General features: G+C 62.8%; 16 protein-coding genes. 6 read left to right on the forward strand and 10 right to left on the reverse strand.

Annotated elements, in window-relative coordinates; translation table 11 throughout:
- Window positions 1-94 precede the first annotated feature (94 nt).
- The 3 genes from J7392_RS12830 (at window position 95) to J7392_RS12840 (ending at window position 2189) form a co-directional block, all read left to right on the forward strand.
- The gene (locus tag J7392_RS12830; protein WP_168611969.1) at window positions 95-550 is read left to right on the forward strand and encodes an Lrp/AsnC family transcriptional regulator; all 456 of its coding nucleotides are present in this window, start codon (window positions 95-97) and stop codon (window positions 548-550) included.
- Window positions 547-1002, forward strand: coding sequence for an Lrp/AsnC family transcriptional regulator (locus J7392_RS12835; protein ID WP_168611970.1), 456 nt, complete (start codon window positions 547-549; stop codon window positions 1000-1002). Before J7392_RS12830 ends, J7392_RS12835 begins: the two co-directional genes overlap by 4 nt.
- A 62-nt stretch (window positions 1003-1064) precedes the next feature.
- On the forward strand, window positions 1065-2189 hold the full coding sequence (locus tag J7392_RS12840) for an aminotransferase class V-fold PLP-dependent enzyme (protein ID WP_209217895.1): 1125 nt from the start codon (window positions 1065-1067) through the stop codon (window positions 2187-2189).
- A gap of 18 nt (window positions 2190-2207) precedes the next feature.
- On the opposite strand, the gene J7392_RS12845 is transcribed toward J7392_RS12840, so the two are convergent.
- Window positions 2208-3407: a UbiH/UbiF family hydroxylase gene (locus J7392_RS12845; protein ID WP_209217896.1), complete on the reverse strand. Its 1200-nt coding sequence runs from the start codon at window positions 3405-3407 to the stop codon at window positions 2208-2210.
- Window positions 3407-4054, reverse strand: a complete 648-nt coding sequence (locus J7392_RS12850; RefSeq protein WP_209218181.1) for a pyrimidine 5'-nucleotidase — start codon at window positions 4052-4054, stop codon at window positions 3407-3409. The genes J7392_RS12845 and J7392_RS12850 overlap by 1 nt, the downstream gene beginning before the upstream one ends.
- Window positions 4055-4155: 101 nt before the next feature.
- On the opposite strand from J7392_RS12850, the gene J7392_RS12855 reads away from it, so the two are divergent.
- Window positions 4156-4809, forward strand: coding sequence for a GntR family transcriptional regulator (locus J7392_RS12855; RefSeq protein WP_209217897.1), 654 nt, complete (start codon window positions 4156-4158; stop codon window positions 4807-4809).
- On the opposite strand, the gene J7392_RS12860 is transcribed toward J7392_RS12855, so the two are convergent.
- Together J7392_RS12860 and carA are read right to left on the reverse strand one after the other, a co-directional pair.
- The gene (locus J7392_RS12860) at window positions 4760-6703 is read right to left on the reverse strand and encodes a glycosyltransferase family 2 protein (RefSeq protein ID WP_209217898.1); all 1944 of its coding nucleotides are present in this window, start codon (window positions 6701-6703) and stop codon (window positions 4760-4762) included. The two genes, J7392_RS12855 and J7392_RS12860, sit on opposite strands and share 50 nt — an antisense overlap.
- Before the next feature lie 93 nt (window positions 6704-6796).
- Window positions 6797-7957 (reverse strand): glutamine-hydrolyzing carbamoyl-phosphate synthase small subunit, encoded by a 1161-nt coding sequence (gene carA / locus J7392_RS12865; protein WP_209217899.1) that lies wholly within the window; start codon window positions 7955-7957, stop codon window positions 6797-6799.
- Between the two features lie 194 nt (window positions 7958-8151).
- Between carA and J7392_RS12870 the strand changes: the two genes are divergently transcribed.
- Window positions 8152-8610 carry a GatB/YqeY domain-containing protein gene (locus tag J7392_RS12870; protein WP_067262660.1) on the forward strand — a complete coding sequence of 153 codons (459 nt, stop codon included), beginning with the start codon at window positions 8152-8154 and terminating at the stop codon, window positions 8608-8610.
- A 51-nt stretch (window positions 8611-8661) separates the two neighbouring features.
- On the opposite strand, the gene J7392_RS12875 is transcribed toward J7392_RS12870, so the two are convergent.
- The 5 genes from J7392_RS12875 to J7392_RS12895 all read right to left on the reverse strand — a co-directional run bounded on the left by J7392_RS12875 (window position 8662) and on the right by J7392_RS12895 (window position 15209).
- Window positions 8662-9144 (reverse strand): DUF2244 domain-containing protein, encoded by a 483-nt coding sequence (locus J7392_RS12875; RefSeq protein ID WP_067262658.1) that lies wholly within the window; start codon window positions 9142-9144, stop codon window positions 8662-8664.
- Window positions 9145-9223: 79 nt separating this feature from the next.
- Entirely contained in the window at window positions 9224-9598 is a 375-nt protein-coding gene (locus J7392_RS12880) for a VOC family protein (RefSeq protein WP_209217900.1), read from the reverse strand.
- A 49-nt stretch (window positions 9599-9647) separates the two neighbouring features.
- Window positions 9648-13088, reverse strand: coding sequence for a pyruvate carboxylase (locus J7392_RS12885; RefSeq protein WP_209217901.1), 3441 nt, complete (start codon window positions 13086-13088; stop codon window positions 9648-9650).
- A gap of 101 nt (window positions 13089-13189) precedes the next feature.
- Window positions 13190-14338 carry an alpha-hydroxy acid oxidase gene (locus J7392_RS12890; RefSeq protein ID WP_209217902.1) on the reverse strand — a complete coding sequence of 383 codons (1149 nt, stop codon included), beginning with the start codon at window positions 14336-14338 and terminating at the stop codon, window positions 13190-13192.
- A gap of 97 nt (window positions 14339-14435) precedes the next feature.
- Window positions 14436-15209 carry a hypothetical protein gene (locus J7392_RS12895; protein WP_209217903.1) on the reverse strand — a complete coding sequence of 258 codons (774 nt, stop codon included), beginning with the start codon at window positions 15207-15209 and terminating at the stop codon, window positions 14436-14438.
- Window positions 15210-15403: 194 nt separating this feature from the next.
- Here J7392_RS12895 and J7392_RS12900 point away from each other — a divergent pair, with 194 nt between their 5' ends.
- Window positions 15404-17821, forward strand: coding sequence for a UvrD-helicase domain-containing protein (locus J7392_RS12900; RefSeq protein ID WP_209217904.1), 2418 nt, complete (start codon window positions 15404-15406; stop codon window positions 17819-17821).
- 237 nt (window positions 17822-18058) lie between these two features.
- Here the strand turns inward: J7392_RS12900 and J7392_RS12905 are convergent, their stop codons facing one another.
- Window positions 18059-18271 carry a DUF1127 domain-containing protein gene (locus J7392_RS12905; RefSeq protein ID WP_067262642.1) on the reverse strand — a complete coding sequence of 71 codons (213 nt, stop codon included), beginning with the start codon at window positions 18269-18271 and terminating at the stop codon, window positions 18059-18061.
- Window positions 18272-18759: the final 488 nt, after the last annotated feature.

An 18759-nucleotide genomic window follows, 5' to 3' on the forward strand; every position in this document is an offset into this window, starting at 1 on the left:
AGCGAAGTCGCGCCCAGTAGCCATTGTCATCGTAGAGGTATTTGTGAAAGGATGAAGATAGTTATTCGTGGTATAGCTCTAAAACGGAAAAATCATGCTTGATGATCTGGATCGTCGTATTCTGCGCTATTGGCAGGCGGAGCCGAGTCTCAGCCCCGGGGAGTTGGCGGAGCGGTGCAATATCACCTCCGGCAAGGCGGCGCGGCGGATTGCGCGGCTGCAAGATCAGGGGATCGTGCAGGGCAGCGGGGTGGTGATCGATTGGGCGGCGCTTGGCTATGCTTTGGAAGTGTCCTTGCGGGTGACCTTGGATAAGACGCAGGCGAATGCTTTTGATGTTTTCATGGCAGAGGCGCGGCAGGTGCCTGAGGTGATCGAGTTGCAGACCTTTTTGGGGCGGGTTGATCTGCGGCTGTCGATCATTGCGCGGGACATGGGGCATTATCAGCAGATTTACCGCAGTCGCATCCTGACCCTGCCGCATATCGCTGAGATTGAGGCGTTGATGCATGTGGCGCGGATCAAGACGCAGGAGGGGCTGCCGCTGTGATCGAGCTTGATGACATCGACCGCGCCTTGCTGCGGGCGCTAGCACGGGACGCCAATCAAAGTGCCAGTGCCTTGGGGCGCCGTTTCGGCCTGTCGCAGCCTGCGACATGGCGGCGGATCAAACGGCTGGAGGAGGGCGGCGCGATCGCCGGGCGGCGATTGCGCTTGAATGCCGAGGCTTTGGGCTTTGGTGTCACGGTGTTTCTGGGGATCAAGCTGGCCACGCGCGGGCGGGTCAGTTTGGAGGATTTCGAGCGGGCGGTTTCGGCCATTCCCGAGGTGCAGACGGTGGAGCATGTTTTGGGGTTGTTCGACTATCGTCTGCGGGTCGTGGCGCGGGATTTGCCGGATTTCGAGCGTGTGCTTAGGCGGCGGATCATGACCCTGCCCGGCGCGGGGGAGGTGGAGGCGAATGTGCTGTTGAGCGAAGAGCGCCTGCCGGGGCCGCTTTAGCCGCATTTGCCTTTTGCCGTGGCGGGCCATATGCCTTTGCTTCGAATGATGGAGGAAGAACAATGGCATTGCTCGACACGGTAGACCCTTCGGGGCTTGATGAATTCAGCGTGGTCTTTACCGACCGGTCGCTCAACCACATGTCGGCGGAGTTTCAGCAGGTCATGCGCGACCTCTCGACCTGGCTGGGTGAGGTGTATAACGCCGATGCCGTGGCGCTGGTGCCCGGTGGCGGCACCTATGCGATGGAGGCCGTGGCGCGGCAGTTCGCGCGGGGGCAGGATGTGCTCGTGGTGCGCAACGGCTGGTTTTCTTACCGCTGGAGCCAGATCATCGAGAGTGCCGATCTGACCAATAGCGCCGAGGTGATGAAGGCGCGGATGCAGGGCAATGCCAGCCCCGCGCCCTTTGCGCCCGCCCCGATTGACGAGGTCACCGCCGCGATCCGCGCGCAGAAGCCGCAGGTGGTGTTCGCCCCGCATGTGGAGACAAGTTCGGGCATGATCCTGCCGGATGACTATATCAAGGAAATGGCCACGGCGGCCCATGAGGTGGGCGCGCTGATGGTGCTTGATTGCATCGCCTCGGGCTGTGTCTGGGTGGATATGAAGGCGCTTGGGGTCGATGTGCTGATCTCGGCCCCGCAGAAGGGGTGGAGTGCCTCGCCCTCGGCCGGTTTGGTGATGATGTCGGCGCGGGCCGAGGCGCGGCTGAATGAGACCACCTCGGACAGTTTCGCCATCGATCTGCGCAAATGGCGCGACATCATGAAGGCCTATGAGGCGGGCGGTCATGCCTATCACGCCACCATGCCGACGGATGCGCTGCGCGTGTTCCGCGATACGGTGAAAGAGACGCGGGACTATGGGTTCGACCGGCTGAAAGAGGCGCAGTGGCGGTTGGGCGAAGCGGTGCGTCAGGCCTTGGCCGACCGCGGTGTAACCGCAGTCGCCGCAGAAGGGTTCGCCGCGCCGGGGGTGGTCGTGTGCTATACCGCCGATCCCGATATGCAAAACGGCAAGGCTTTCGCCGCCCATGGCATGCAGATCGCCGCCGGGGTGCCGTTGCAGGTGGGGGAGCCGGATGATTTTCGCACCTTCCGTCTGGGGCTGTTCGGATTGGACAAGCTCTATGATGTCGACGCGACCGTGGCGCGGCTGACGGCGGTGTTGGACGAGGTTCTGTAAGCCCCTCTGCGCCGCAGTTCAGCGGCGCAGGCCCAGTCCCATTTGCATCAGCATCTTGCGCACCGGGGGCAGGGCGTAGAGCGCGTTGAGCCCCGCCGCGCGCGCGTCTCGGGCAAGCGGGCTGCTGGCTTGACTGGCGCGGTTCAACAGGTCGATGCCCCGGACCCTGAGCGCGATATCGGCGTGGCGGGCCTTGTGATAGGCCTCAAGCATCTCGGCATCGCCGAGGCGTTCGGGCGCGGCGCGGGCGAGTTCCAGCAGGGTCGCCATATCGGTCAGCGACATGTTCAACCCCTGCGCGCCGATGGGGGGCAGCACATGGGCGGCTTCCGCCACGAGGGCCAGCCGTTCGGCAGAAAGACGTTTGGCCTCTTGGCTGATGATGGGCCAGAGGGCGCGGGGGCTTGCGAGGGTAAGCGGGCCGAAGAGATTGGCCGACCGGGCGGTCGCCTCGGCCTCAAAGGCGGCGGGATCGAGCGTGGCGCGGGTTTGGGTTGCGGGGCCATCGTCCATCCAGACCACGGCGGAACAGGGCATGCCGTCGCGATCTGGCAGGGGCACGAGGGTGAAGGGCCCGCCCGAACGGTGTACTTCGGTCGAGACATTTTCATGCGGGATCGGGTGGGTCACGCAGAAGGCCAGCGCCTTTTGCCCGTAGCGGCGGGTGGTGACTTCGATCCCCGCGGCCTCACGCATTGGGCTGTTGCGCCCGTCGGCGGCGATCACCAGCCGGGTTCTGATCCGGCTGCCATCGCTTAGCCCGACACGCGCTTCGCTTTGGCGGGTGAAAAGCGTGGTGGTGCCGGCGCCGGGGCGGAAATCGACGCTGGGCAATTCGTTCAGCCGGGTCAGGATTTCGCGCCGCAGCAGCCAGTTGGGGAAGTTCCAGCCGAAGGGTGCGTCAGAGATATCGGCGGCGTCGAACTCGCGCGTGACCCGCGGCGTTGGGTCTTCGCCGCCCGCATCGACGATCCGCATGATTTGCAGGGCGGCGGCATGGGGGGCAAGACGGTCCCAAAGACCGGCGTCCTCCAGCAGGCGCCGCGCCGGTTGCAGCAGCGCGGTGGAGCGCATGTCGGCCCCCTTGGCGGCGCCATCGGTGACGGGCGGGGTGGGGTCGACGCAGATCACATCGAAGCCCGCCGCGCCAAAGGCCGCCGCCGCGGTCAGCCCGGCGATGCCGCCGCCGGAAATCAGGATATCGCAATCGAAGGTCATCAGCCCGCCACCCGTGTTAAGAATTCGCAAAGATCTTGCGTATGGTAGTGGATGTGATCGCCTTCGCCACGTTCCGGGGCCACATGCACCGTGCGCATCCCCAAAGCGTGGGGCGCGGCGAGGTTGCGCGGATCATCCTCAAACATGGCGGCGGATGCGGTCTGGAACCCGTCGATGCCAAAGACCTTGTCATAGGCGGCGGCTTCGGGTTTGGGCAGGAAATCAGCGTGTTCGACACCATAGACCGCGTCGAAAAGCCCTGAAAGACCGCGGGCCTCAAGCACCCGTTCGGCGTAGGGCGCGCAGCCGTTGGTGTAGACGATCCGCCGCCCCGGCAACACGCGAATGGCCTGAGCGAGCAGCGGGTCGGGGGTGAGCCGATCCATCGGAATGTCATGCACCTCGGTCAGGTAGGGGCCGGGGTCGACACCGTGTTCGCGCATCAAGCCGGCCAGCGTGGTGCCATAGGTCTGCCAATAATGCTGGCGCAGGTGGTTGGCCTCGGCCCGGTCGACCTTGATCGCGCGCATCACCCAATCGACCATACGCGCTTCGATCAGGTCGAAAAGCCGCGCCTCGGGCGGGTAAAGCGTTTGGTCGAGGTCGAAGACCCAAGTGGTGACATGAGAAAAAGCATCGCGCGGCATGGCGCAGAGGTAGGCCGAGACGCGCAGCCGCGCAAGCCCTGCCGGGTTGCGCAAATGGTCGCGGTGAGTAAGGTGGCGCAACTTTCAAGGACTGATAGCTGATGCCCGACCCCAAGACCGGCCCGACCGACGCCTATTCGATGATTTTGGAGGCCATCGACATTGGCACCTATCGCCCCGGTGACCGCTTGGTGGAGAGCGAATTGGCCGAGCGTTTCGGCGTCTCGCGAACGCCGATCCGTGAGGCATTACAACGGCTTGAGACGCAATCCCTGCTCATGCGGGACGGGCGTAGCCTGATCGTGGCCTCGCTGGATCACAACCAGATGGCCGAGCTTTACGTCGTCCGGGGCGAGTTGGAGGGGCTGGCCGCGCGGCTGGCTGCGCGCCATGCCACCGCCGAAGAGGTGCGCGTGCTGCGCGAGATGGTGGATGCCGACAACGCGCTGGCGGGCAATCCCAACGCGCTGGCACGGGCGAATAAACGGTTTCACAAGCAAATCCATCTGGCGTCGCACAACCGCTATTTGGTGCAGCAGCTTGACCTCGTGCATCGCTCTATGGCCTTGATGGCGACCTCATCCCTCGCGGTGGAGGGGCGGGGGGAGATTGCGCAGGCCGAACATAACCGCATCGTGGAGATGATCGAAGCCCGCGATGAGGATGGCGCGGATGAGGCGCTGCGCACGCATATCTCCGTCGCTTTCATGACCCGGTTGAAGCAGGAAGCGGCCCGGCGCGAGGATGATTTTTGAGCCTTTTGCGCGGTTTTACATAGCGCGGCAGGGTGTGGCCATGGGCGGTTTTGTCCCAAAAATGTGGACTGCGATAGAGCTCAAACAGCGCTTTGGCGGCGGCTAAGGCGCCCAATGCGAAGTAGAGCGGGCAGGTGATGACCCAAGGCAGCAGATGCCGTTGACCCCGGTTTGAGACGGCGATGGTGGCGGCGCAGAAGTTCAGCAATTCCGCCAGAATGAACAGCGCGAAGATCGCCGTCAGGGCGGGTGGCGCAAGGCAGTCCGTGACCGGGTGATACAGCCCGAAAAAACTCAGCCACAGAGACCAGAGAAGTGGCGCGAGGGCGAATTGCGAAACCGTGGCGAGAAAGATCGCCTGCACGCCGATGAACCGCAGGGCGCCGAGGTCATTCAGCAGGGCGCGTGGGCTTTGCATATGGACCGCCCAAGTGATGAGATAGCCCTTCAGCCAACGGGATCGTTGCCGCACCCAAGGCCAAGGGCGGCAATTGGCCTCTTCATAGGTGGTGGTGCGCATCAGTTCGGTCACATAGCCGCGCCGCGCCAGCCGGAGGCCGAGATCGGCATCCTCGGTCACGTTATGGGCGTCCCAAGCGCCGAGCCGTTCGAGGATGTCGCGCCGGAAAAACAGCGTGGTGCCGCCCAGCGGGACGACCAGCCCCAGCCGGGCCACGCCAGGTAGGATCACCCGCCACCAGGTCGCATATTCGATCGAAAAACAGCGGGCCATCCAATTTCCGCGGCTGTTGTAGAAATCCAGAACCCCCTGCAAACAAGCGGTATTTTCGGGCGCATTATGAAAGCGGGTCACAATCTGTTCGATCTGATCCGGCTCCGGCGCATCCTCGGCATCCCAAACGCCGATGATGCTGCCGCGGCAGAAATCGAGCGCGTAGTTCAGCGCGCGCGGTTTGGTTTTGAGCGCCCCGGCATCGGGCACTTCGATCACGCTGATCCAAGGTGGCAAGGGCGTGCGGGCAATGGTCGCACGGGTGAGCTTGTCACTCGCTTCGAGGACCAGAACCACCTCCAGCAGCGATTTCGGGTAGGTGAGCCGCGAAAGCCGCGCGATCAGCGCCTGCGCGATCTCTTCCTCATGCAGCAAGGGCACGAGGACCGAGACACGGGGCAGGCGAAATCCCTTAATCTCTGCGGCATTCGGCGGCGACCGTGGGGGCTTGGGCCGGGTGAGAGAGGCCCAAAGGGCCGCGGCCTTGAGCCCGCTGGTCAGCAGCAGAGTGAGCGCGCCGCAGAGGAGAGCGAGGGTAAGAACGGCGGAGGGGAAAAGCACCAGTAGCGCAAAGAGCGACAGCAGAATACCCCGCAACGCAACCCGCCTTTTCCAGCTGCGCACCCCCCAGTTCCGACAGCTTTCCGCATCCGCGACGCGGGTGACGGCATGTTCCGCGAGTTCCGCGGCGTAGAGCCTGCCGATCTGGGTCTGCACCTGCCGGGGGTCGGCGACGACCAACACCAAGGTTTTCCCACGCTCCCCCAAGGCGTTGCAAAGATCAGGAAATTCCGCGGGGCGACCGCTGGCCACGAAAAGCCGGTCCCCCAATTCCAGCCATGGCACGGCGCCGTATTGCAGACAGAGACGCGCGGGTATCCGGGGCGCAAGGCGTTGATCGCAGGGGCTGCGGAAAAGGTCGACAGGTTGGGCGCCATATTGCCGGGCAAGCGCTTTGACGATGTCATCGGGGGCGACCAAGCCTTCGGTGGCCAGAACTTCGCCCAGAGGGGCGTCGATGCGGCGCTGTAGGTCAAGCCCGTGCAGCAGATCGCGCGGGCCGATGACCCCTGCGACGATCAAATGCTGGCCCAACCGCATCCGGCGGGCGGGCGCGGTGGCCATCCGCGGCGCTGAGAGTTTCAGGCGAAGGTTGCTCATTCCGTGCCCCGTCGAGGTTCCGGAATGAGACTGGCAGGCGACCGTTAATCGAGAGTTAAAAGTCGCCTGTGCAATCAGCGCATGTAGAAAATTTTACGCGCTGCGCTCGGCCATCGCCTCGCTGAACCGCTCGAACAGGTAGTAGCTGTCTTGCGGGCCGGGGCTGGCTTCGGGGTGGTGCTGGACCGACCAGATCGGGCGGCCATCGACGCGGATGCCACAGTTCGACCCGTCAAAGAGCGAGACATGCGTCTCGCGCACGCCCTCGGGCAGGGATTGCCCGTCGACAGCGAAACCGTGGTTCATCGAGGTGATCTCGACCTTGCCGGTGTCGTAATCCTTGACCGGGTGGTTGGCGCCGTGGTGGCCGTGGCTCATCTTGACGGTGGTTGCGCCGAGGGCCAGCGCAAGCATCTGGTGGCCAAGGCAAATGCCAAAGACCGGCAGATCGGTCTTGTCCAGAACCTCGCGGATCATCGGCACGGCATAGGCGCCCGTCGCCGCCGGATCGCCGGGACCGTTCGAGAGGAACACGCCATCGGGCTTATGGGCCATGATGTCGTCATAGGTCGCGGTGGCGGGCAGCACGGTGACATCGCAGCCCGCAGAGGCGAGGCAGCGCAGGATGTTGCGTTTCGCGCCATAGTCCACGGCGACGACCTTGTGCTTGGCTTCGGTCTGAGGCGCGTAGCCGTCGGGCCATGCCCACCGCATCTCGTTCCAGCGATAGGTCTGCGCGCAGGTCACGTCCTTGGCCAGATCCATCCCTTCGAGCCCGGCAAAGTCGCGCGCGGCGGCGACCAGCGCTTCGATGTCGAAGTTACCATCCGGGTCATGGGCGAGGGCGGCGTGCGGCGCGCCTTGCTGGCGGATCGCGCGGGTCAGGCGGCGGGTGTCGACACCGCCGATGGCGATGCGCCCGCGCGCGGCTAGCCAATCCGACAGCGGCTGGATGTTGCGCCAGCTGCTGGGCGTGGTGGGCATCCATTTGACGACCATGCCCGCGGCGACCGGATCGCCGGTCTCATCGTCTTCGGGGTTGGTGCCGACATTGCCGATATGCGGGAAGGTGAAGGTCACGATCTGGCCCGCATAGGACGGGTCGGTCATGATCTCTTGGTAGCCGGTCATCGCGGTGTTGAAGCACAACTCCGCCACGGTCTGGCCGGTCGCGCCAAAACCCATGCCGTAGAAAATCGATCCATCCGCAAGGGCAAGGCAGGCGGTCGGGCGTGGGCGAGCGGGCGCGGACATGGGGCAGTCTCCGGGCAGAAAGGGGCGGGTAAACGGGTGGCAACCTAATCCCGCGCGGGCGCGGGGTCAATAGGCGGAGGGAAATGAGATATCGTTTCAGAACAGGGGTTTACCTATGGTCGCCCCCCATTGCTCCGCGCGGAGAGAGCCGCTAAGCTGCGACCCTTGGATTTAGCGAAACACAGGAAACCACCATGTCATTGCGGATGCGCATCTCGGATGCTTTGAAACAGGCCATGAAAGACAAGGCGGCGGACCGGCTTTCGACGCTGCGGCTGATCAATGCCGCGATCAAGGACAAGGACATCGCCGCCCGGGCCAACGGCAAGGATGAGGGCGTGTCGGATGCCGAGGTACTGGGCATCCTCAGCAAAATGGCCAAACAGCGTCAGGAATCGGCGCGCGCCTATGAAGAGGGCGGACGGCTGGACCTTGCGGAGCGCGAGCGCGAAGAGGTCGAGGTGATCGAAGAATTCCTGCCAAGGCAGCTCAGCGTCACCGAAACCGCCGCCGCGGTGGATAAGGCCGTGGCCGATGTTGGCGCGACCTCGATCCGCGACATGGGCAAGGTCATGGGGCTGCTGAAAGAGCGTTATACCGGCCAGATGGATTTTGGCGCGGTGGGCCCGGTTATCAAAGACCGCCTGAGCTGAGCCGCGGCTGAGTTAAAAACCAGAGGGCTGGGCCGCAAGGTCTGGCCCTTTTCAGTTCCGCAGATGCCGTGCCAGATCGTCGTAAAGCGCAATCCGCTCTTCTTCGCTGAGAAAGGCACCGATCTCAACCTCGCGGCCCTCGCCGCGTAGGGTGACGTAATGCGGCACGGGGCCATCATCGTCGTATTTCTTCACTTGGGTCCAGTAGCGGTTACAGTCCCAATCCTTGACCTCGCCTTTGGCGGTGGTGTGCACCAGCCGCGCCGTGGTGTCGTCGAGGGTCAGCACCTCTTCGATCTGGCGGGCGCGGTGATTGTGTTGCAAGGCCCAATAGACCGCTCCCAAGGCCAGAAGTACGAAGGGCAGCAGCCCCCAGAGCAGGGCGGTGCCGAGCATGGCAAAAAGCGGAATCATCGCCAGCGTAAATGTGGCCAGCATAAAGGCCGCAAAACCGCGCGCGGGCAGGGATTGATGCGGCCAAAGGCGCATCTGCTGCGGATTGGCGCGGGGCGGGGTGGTCCATTCGTAGGGCATGGGATCGCTCAGGCTCAGTCAAGAGCTAAGATAGCGGTCGGCCGGGCAATGGCAATGCGGCGCGGAGCCGCGGGAGGGGTCAATCACCCAGCAAATCCCAGCGGTTTCCGAAAGGATCGCCAAAAACGGCCACTTTGCCATAGGGCTCATGACGCGGTTCTTCTTCGAAGGTCACGCCCGCAGCGGTCAGGCGGTCAAATTCCGCCGCGAAATCCTTGACCTTCAAGAACAGCCAAACACGGCCTGCACCCTGATTGCCGATGGCTGCGCGCTGCGCCTCTCCCTCCGCGCGGGCTAGAACGAACCCCGTCTCGGCGCCGGGCGGGGTGACGCGGACCCAGCGTTTGCGGCCTTGATCGACGTCCTCGGTCAGTTCGAACCCCATGACGCCGCAGTAAAAGGCGATGCCGGCGTCATAGTCGGGGACGATCAGGGTTATCGCAGAGAGGTACATCGGCTCGCTCCTTGTGGGGGCGCGGCAAGGGGCCGCGCCCGGGGGTGATTTACTCTAACTCGACGAGCAGGTCCTTCGCATCGATCTGGCCACCGGCCTGCACATGCACGGCCTTTACCACCGCATCGCGTTCCGCGTGGAGGCCCGTCTCCATCTTCATTGCTTCGATGGTCAAGATCAGGTCGCCCGCCTTGACCGGCTGGCCCGCTTTCACCCCAACGGAAGCCACAACCCCCGGCATTGGCGCGCCGATGTGATCGGGGTTGCCCGCCTCGGCCTTGGGGCGCTGCACGGTGGCATCCTTGACCAGCCGGTTCGCCACGCGGATCACCCGCGGCTGGCCGTTGAGTTCAAAGAAGACCTTCACCTCGCCATCCTCTCCGGCCTCAGATTCGGCCTGAAGACGGATTTCCAAGGTCTTGCCGGGGTCGATCTCGGCCGAGATCTCCGCCCCCGGTTCCATGCCGTAGAAGAAGGTATGCGTGGGCAGGGTGCGCACCGGGCCATAGACGCGGTGGCGGCCCATGTAGTCGAGGAACACCTTGGGATACATCAGATAGCCGCAGAGGTCTTCGTCGTCGATCTGCAGGCCGTCCAACTGCTCGGAAAGCTCCTTACGCACGGCCTCTAGATCGACAGGTGCCAGATGTTTGCCGGGGCGTTCGGTGTTCGGCGTCTCGCCTTTCAGCACCTTCTTGACGATGCCCGCCGGGAAGCCATTCGGCGGCTGGCCGAGGTTGCCGCGCATCATGTCGATCACGCTGTCGGGGAAGGAGACATCGACATTCGGGTCTTCGACCTGCGCCCGGGTCAGCCCTTGGGAGACCATCATTAGCGCCATGTCGCCCACCACTTTGGACGAAGGCGTGACCTTCACGATATCGCCGAACATCTGGTTCACGTCCGCATAGGTGCGCGCCACCTCGGGCCAGCGGTCTTCCAGCCCCATAGAGGCGGCCTGCGCCTTGAGGTTGGTGAACTGGCCGCCGGGCATCTCGTGCAGGTAAACCTCGGAGGAGGGCGCCTGCATGCCGGTCTCAAAGGCCGCGTAATGGCCACGAACTTCTTCCCAGTAATCAGAGATTTCGCGCACGGCCTTCATGTCGATCCCGGTGTCGCGGTCGGTATGTTGCAGGGCCGAGACCACGGTGCCGAGCGTCGCCTGAGACGTGTTGCCCGAAAGCGCATCCATCGCGCAGTCGACCGCATCGACACCCGCCTCGGAGGCCGCGAGGATGGTGGCCGTGGCACTGCCTGCCGTGTCATGGGTGTGGAAATGGATCGGCAGACCAACCTCGGATTTCAACGCCTTGACAAGCGCGCGGGCTTGGGCGGGTTTCAACAGGCCTGCCATGTCTTTCAGCCCCAGCACATGCGCGCCGGCGGCTTTTAGATCCTTGCCCATGTTGACGTAATACTGAAGGTCGTATTTCGCGCGGTCCGGGTCAAAGATGTCGCCCGTGTAGCAGATCGTGCCCTCGCAAATCTTGCCGGATTCTACGACTGCATCCATCGCCACGCGCATGTTCTCAACCCAGTTGAGACTGTCGAACACGCGGAACACGTCGACGCCGGTATTGGCCGCCGTGGCCACGAATTTCTGCACCACGTTGTCGGGGTAATTTGTATAGCCCACCCCGTTGGAGGCGCGCAGCAGCATCTGGGTCATCACATTGGGCAGGGCCGCGCGCAGGTCGCGCAGGCGTTGCCACGGGCATTCCTGCAAGAAGCGATAGGCCACATCGAAAGTCGCCCCGCCCCAGCATTCGACCGAGAAGAGCTGCGGCAGATTGGCGGCATAGGCGGGGGCAACCTTGATCATATCAAGGCTGCGCATCCGCGTGGCCAAGAGCGACTGATGCGCATCGCGCATGGTGGTGTCGGTGATGAGCAGTTGCCGCTGTTGGCCCATCCACTCGGCCACCGCCTCGGGGCCCTTTTGTTCCAATAGGTTACGCGTGCCCATCTGCGGCTCGCCGCGCAGCACGGGCGGCTTGGGGTCGCGCACATGGGCGGCGGGTAGGGCGTGGCCCTTGGTCTCCGGATGGCCGTTGACGGTGATGTCGGCGATATAGGTCAGCACCTTGGTCGCACGGTCGCGGCGTTGCTCGAACTGGAACAGCTCGGGCGTCTCGTCGATGAATTTGGTGGTGTATTCGTTGCTTAGAAACGTCGGGTGCTTCAGCAGGTTCTCGACGAAGGCGATGTTGGTGCTGACCCCGCGCACCCGGAACTCGCGCAGGGCGCGGTCCATCCGGGCGATGGCCATCTCGGGCGTCGGCGCCTTGGCGGTGACCTTGGTCAGCAGGCTGTCGTAATAGCGTGTGATGACCCCGCCCGCATAGGCCGTGCCGCCGTCGAGCCGGATGCCCATGCCGGTGGCCGAGCGGTAGGCGGTGATGCGGCCATAGTCGGGGATGAAATTGTTCTGCGGGTCTTCGGTGGTGACGCGGGTTTGCAGAGCGTGGCCGGTGAGGGTGATGTCCTCTTGCTGCGCCTTGCCCGTCGCTTCGGCCAGCGGTTTGCCCTCGGCGATGAGGATCTGCGCGCGAACGATGTCGATGCCGGTGACCTCTTCGGTGACGGTATGTTCGACCTGTACGCGGGGGTTCACCTCGATGAAGTAGAAATTCCCGGTTTCCATATCCATCAGGAATTCGACGGTACCTGCGCATTCGTAATTCACATGGGCGCAGATTCTGCGGCCCAATTCGCAGATTTCGGCGCGTTGCTCCTCGCTCAGGTAGGGGGCGGGAGCGCGTTCGACGACCTTTTGGTTGCGGCGCTGGACCGAGCAGTCGCGTTCGTAAAGGTGGTAAATGTCGCCCTGTTTGTCGCCGAGGATCTGCACTTCGACATGGCGGGCGCGCAGGATCATCTTTTCCAAATAGCCCTCGCCATTGCCAAAAGCGGCTTCGGCCTCGCGGCGCCCTTCGCGGACTTTCTCTTCCAGTTCCTTTTCGGACATGATCGGCCGCATCCCGCGCCCGCCGCCACCCCAAGAGGCTTTGAGCATCAGGGGATAGCCGACCTCGGCCGCCTCGGCGCGGATCGCGTCCATGTCTTCGCCCAGCACTTCGGTGGCGGGGATGACGGGCACGCCCGCCTCCATCGCGACGCGGCGGGCAGAGGCTTTGTCCCCCAAGGCGCGCATCGTCTCGGCCCGCGGGCCGATGAAGGTGATGCCGTTCTTCTCGCAGGCGTCCACGAACTCGGGGTTTTCCGACAGCAGACCATAGCCCGGATGGATGGCATCGGCACCCGCCGCCTTGGCCACGCGGATCATCTCGTCAATGCTGAGATAGGCCGCGACGGGGCCGAGACCTTCACCGATGCGATAGGCCTCATCCGCTTTGAAACGGTGCAGGCCCAGCTTGTCCTCTTCGGCGTAGACCGCGACCGTTTTCTTGCCCATCTCATTGGCGGCGCGCATGATGCGGATCGCGATCTCACCACGGTTCGCGATCAGGATCTTTTTAAAATCGGTCACTGGCTGGTCTCCCCTGCTGGTTTTAAAGGCAGCTTAGGGATGCTGCGGTGCAGCGCAAGAGGGCTGTGGCCGTCTTTGTCACATTTCTGCAAGCTTTCCGATCAGAGCGGCGACAGATCAAAGGGGGGAGGGAGGTCGCGCAGGTTCCGTGCGCCAAGCTGCCCCATATTGGCGGTCAGGTCGCGGGCAAGCACATCGATCAGGTGATCGACCCCGCGCGGCCCAAGGGCGGCGAGGGCAAAGTGGAAGGCCCGGCCCAGCATGACGAAATCCGCGCCGAGCGCGAAGGCGCGTAGAATGTCGAGGCCCGATTCCACGCCGCTGTCAAAGATCACGGGCAGTTTCGTGGCGGCACGAATGGCGGGCAACGCCTCGGCGCTGGCGGGGGCCGCGTCGAACTGGCGGCCCGCGTGGTTCGAGACCCAGATCGCATCGGCCCGGGCCTTTTCCATCTTCGTGGCGTCTTCGGGGCGCAGCACGCCTTTGATCACCAGCGGACCCTGCCAGTGGTCGCGCAGCCAATGCAGATAATCCCAATCGGGCGCGGTGCGCAGCAGATAGCCCACATGCGCGGTCGGCGGCAGGTTCGCGGTGGCCGTGCCTTCGGTGTATTTGTCGAGCATTTTCATATGCGGCAGACCCAGGCGGGCCATGCCCATTGCCCAAGCCGGGCGCATCGCGACCTGCGCCATCAGTCGCGGGGTCAGTTTGGGCGGGCTGGTCAGGCCAGAACGGGTCTGCCGCTCACGGCGCGAGGCGACCGGTACGTCGACGGTCAGGACCAAAGTCGTGAAACCCGCAGCCTTGGCCCGCGCCAGCATATCGGTTCGGATTTCCGGGTCGCGCGGGGGGTAGAGTTGGAACCAACCATGCGCGCCCAAATGGGGCGCTACATCTTCCGGGCAGGTCGCGGCCACGGTGGACAGGCCGAAGGGGATGCCAGCACGATCCGCCGCGCGGGCAAGATGGGCTTCGGCATCGGGCCAGATCAGGCCGGACATGCCCAAAGGGGACATGCCGAAGGGCAGGGGGAGCTTTTGCCCCATCAGATCGACGCTGAGGTCAGGCGTGAATTCGCCGTGCAACACCGAGGGCATCAGCCCAACGCGGTCTAGGGCCGCGCGGTTGCGGTGTTTGGTGGCCTCCGTCCCGGTGGCGGAATCAAGGTATTCCCAAACGAATTTAGGCAGGCGCGACTGCGCGCGGCTGCGAAGGTCCGAAAGGGCGGGGTAGGTTGCATGTAGGTCCATGGCGGCATTTGCGCCAAAGGGTTACGGATTGTCCAGATGGTGCGGCCGCGTCGGAAATCGGTTGAGAGTGCTGCCGTCTTGGTCGGGCGCCGGAGCCCTACTGACGGAACGCCGAGCGGGCGAGGGGGGCGGCCTCGCTTACCTTGCGGCCCGGCGGTGTGGGTAGGTTGTCCGCCATATCCACAAGCGCCGCGATGGCTGCTTCGATTTCGTCGCCTTCGCTGGCGGCGGCGCCTTCCATGTCAATCAGATGAACGGTCGGATTGGCCTCAGCGTCCAGCCGTTCCTGCGCGATTGAGCGTAGCTCTTGCATGGTGCTGTCGATGGCGCGGCAGAGCCCGGCCAGCATCCCCGCCGACCCGGTAAGCTTCGCCGGATCGATCAGCCCCTTTTCGGCGGCATCCAGCACCGTCGAGATTTGTTCGAGTTTGAACGAAGATGTCGCCGCGAAATAGCGCACATCTTCAAAAGCGAGGGTATCGCGGTTGTCCCGCTGCACGCGCTCCACGACAATCGCGCTGCCCACCACCCGGTCAAGACCGCGGTAGGATTGCACATGATGCAGCGTGGTATCCCAAATCAGCGGCCCGCGTGGCATATGCAGCATCTCGCGATAGCGGATTTGCCCCGCGTTCGAGACGCAGCGCGCATAGCGTTCATTGACCGCCTCGGCCTCTTCATGGGGCATGAAACTGTGCAGGGGGCGGTTTATCACCTCACTCATCACCATGCCGCTATGCGCCTCATGGGCGGTGTTGAGGGCCAAAAGTTCGAAATGCCCGCTGTCGGCGTTCAATTCCGCAATGAACATCGGCAGTTTGAACCGGTCAATCTCTCGGCGCAGTACCGAAGTATCATCGTTTCTGAACATGAGCGGTTCCTCTCGTTTATCGTTGTGTCAGCACATTGCCGCCAAAGCATTATCAACGGGTAAAGATTTCCCCCGCATTTTAAATTCACCCGGTTTTGCTCGCGGCGGCACCAAATCGGGACTTGAATATCTTTCGAAAGAACATTTAAGGAACGTCTCTTTATCTCGTACCCCGGACGCGCTAGATTGCGGGCATGAGTGATTTTGACGAAATGGACGCCTTTGAGGGCGCCTCCCTGTCCGCCCGCGCCATGGCCGCGCGTCCGCAGCCTTATCTGGAGGGGTTGAACCCCGCCCAACGGGCCGCGGTCGAGACTTTGGATGGCCCCGTGCTGATGCTCGCCGGGGCGGGCACCGGCAAAACGCGGGCGTTGACGGCGCGAATCGTGCATCTGCTCAACACCGGGCGCGCGCGCCCGCATGAGGTTCTGGCGGTCACCTTCACCAACAAGGCCGCGCGGGAAATGAAGACCCGCGTGGGCCAGATGCTGGGCCAGCAGGTTGAGGGGATGCCATGGCTCGGCACCTTTCACGCGATTTGCGTCAAGCTGCTGCGGCGGCATGCGGAATTGGTGGGGCTGAAAAGCAATTTCACGATTCTTGATACGGATGACCAGTTGCGCCTGCTCAAACAATTGGTCGCCGCAGAGGGGATCGACGACAAACGCTGGCCCGCGCGGATGCTGGCGGGGATCATCGACGGCTGGAAAAACCGCGCGCTGACCCCGGACAAGATCCCGAGCGCGGATGCCGGGGCATACAATCACCGCGGGCCGGAGATTTACGCGCAATATCAACGCCGTCTGATCGAATTGAACGCGACCGATTTCGGCGATTTACTGCTCCATATGGTGACGATTTTCCAGGCGCACCCGGATGTGTTGGCGCAGTATCAGCGTTGGTTCAAATATATCCTCGTCGACGAATATCAGGATACCAACGTGGCCCAATATCTGTGGCTGCGGCTTTTGGCGCAGGGGCACAAGAACATCTGCTGCGTGGGGGACGATGATCAGTCGATCTATGGCTGGCGCGGGGCTGAAGTGGGCAACATCTTGCGGTTTGAAACGGATTTCCCCGGCGCCCATGTGGTCAAGCTTGAGCAGAATTACCGCTCGACCCCCCATATCCTCGCCGCCGCCTCGGGCGTGATCGCGGGCAATGAGGGGCGTTTGGGCAAGACTCTCTGGACCGAAGAGACCGAGGGCGAAAAGGTCCGCCTGATTGGCCATTGGGACGGCGAGGAAGAGGCGCGTTGGATCGGGGATGAGATCGAATCCGCGCAGCGCGGCACGAGGGGGCTCGACCCCTTCTCGCTTGACGATATGGCGATTCTCGTCCGGGCGAGCCACCAGATGCGCGCTTTTGAAGACCGGTTTTTGACCATCGGCCTGCCTTATAAAGTGATTGGCGGCCCGCGATTCTATGAGCGTTTGGAAATCCGCGACGCCATGGCCTATTTCCGCGTGGTCACCAGCCCCGATGATGATCTCGCCTTCGAGCGGATTGTGAACACGCCCAAGCGGGGTTTGGGCGAGAAGGCGCAGCAGAAAATCCAGCGCACGGCGCGGGATCATGGGGTGAACCTTGTCGAAGGCGCGCGAATCCTTCTCGCCCATGGCGGGATCAGCGGCAAAGGGGCGGCGCAACTGCGGCTTTTGATCGACGGGATCGACCGTTGGTCATCCATGCTGCAAGGTCCGCGGATCGAGATCAGCGAAGACGACTCGGTGCTCGATGATGGTGCCGCGCCGCTGCGGGTGGATTACGGCCCGCCTGAAGTGTCTCATGTCGAATTGGCCGAGATGATTCTCGACGAAAGCGGCTATACCGGCATGTGGCAGATTGACAAAACGCCCGAAGCGCCGGGGCGGCTGGAAAACCTCAAGGAACTGGTCAAAGCCTTGGAGGGGTTCGAGAACCTGCAGGGCTTCCTCGAACATGTCAGCCTGATCATGGATAATGAGCAGGAGGGCGATGGCGAGAAGGTCTCGATCATGACGTTGCACGCGGCCAAAGGTTTGGAATTCCCCATGGTTTTCCTGCCGGGCTGGGAAGATGGGCTGTTCCCCTCGCAGCGTTCGATGGATGAAAGCGGGATGAAGGGGCTCGAAGAGGAGCGGCGGCTGGCCTATGTCGGCATCACCCGGGCGGAGCGGATTTGCACCATCTCTTTCGCCGCCAATCGCCGGGTCTTTGGCCAATGGCAAAATGCGATGCCGTCGCGTTTCATTGATGAGCTGCCCGAAGAACACGTGGATGTGCTGACCCCGCCGGGGCTTTACGGCGGTGGTTTTGGCGCGGCCATGCCGCAATCGGATCTACATGACCGCGCGGCAAGCGCGAATGTCTATAATTCACCGGGCTGGAAGCGCCTGCAATCCCGCAGCGGGGCGCGGGGCACCAGCCAGCCGCGCGAAAGCCGCAATGTGACGATCGACATGCAAGCGGTCGCCGCTTTTGAGATGGGTGAGCGCGTTTTCCATGATAAATTCGGCTATGGCGAAGTGATTGGCATCGAAGGTGACAAGATGGAAGTCGCCTTTGAGAAGGCCGGGACCAAAAAGGTCGTCTCACGTTTCTTGACCGGCGGGAAAGACGTTCCCTTCTAAACTAAATCCTGTGGCGGGCTGCCAAAAGCCTGCCTGCACAGGACCTTACAAACAAAAACGACGACACCTTGGGAGGAAGGTGCCGCCGTTTCTATGTCGGCCCGAAGCGTCGAGGGAGGGTCGGCTTCGGGTCTCCTTGCGGGGTCCGCCTCATTCAGGGAGGAGGAAAGTGACGCGCACCCCGGCTTTCAGACGACAGAACAGGGAGGGGTTCTGACGTCCGATCTCTATCTCTGCTTAGCCGCGGGAAGATTCCCATGCGACGCGGCGCAGTTCGGAACGGCTCAGACCAAGGTCGGCCAGTTCGCGGTTGCTCAGCGCGCTCAGACCGTCGAAAGTTTCACGGTACAGACGGTGCTGTTTGTAGCGGGTCGCCAGTGCTTCGAATGCGCCGCCGATACGGGCGAAGACGGAAGTTGTGTTTGCGGTGGTTGTGTTCATGTAAGCCATTTCGGCGCCTCTTTTTTCATCTGTGGATCATCTCGTTGCCTGCTATTTACGCCCTTTCTGCATTTGCACAACGGGCATAAAGGCAATGCCGCTATGCAGAAATCGCATAGGTTCTGAATGGCGCAACTTATTGATAAAAAACGGTTTTGCTCGCGCGGCAAAAGGGCGCAGGGTCATAAAACTGTCATATATGGGAGGGGGGGGAAAGGGGGCGACGACATCTGGGAGGAGGTAGATGTCGCCGCCAATAACAGACACATCCGGGAGGAGGATGGACGCGTCTGGTCTTTCCAAACTTGCCTGCATCCGGGAGGAGGAGTGGATGCATCCAAGTCTTGGTAAAATCAGACACATTCGGGAGGAGGAAGAATGTGTCTGGTCTTTCCGAAAGCGGGGCGCTTGGCCCTGCCTATGGACCTAAGTTAGCGCTAATTGCTGCGGGTGCACAATATTTCTTTTTGCAATGCTGCTATGCGGCAAAAACATGG

This window comes from Sulfitobacter sp. R18_1, from assembly GCF_017743915.1.
GTDB classification, from domain to species: domain Bacteria; phylum Pseudomonadota; class Alphaproteobacteria; order Rhodobacterales; family Rhodobacteraceae; genus Sulfitobacter; species Sulfitobacter faviae.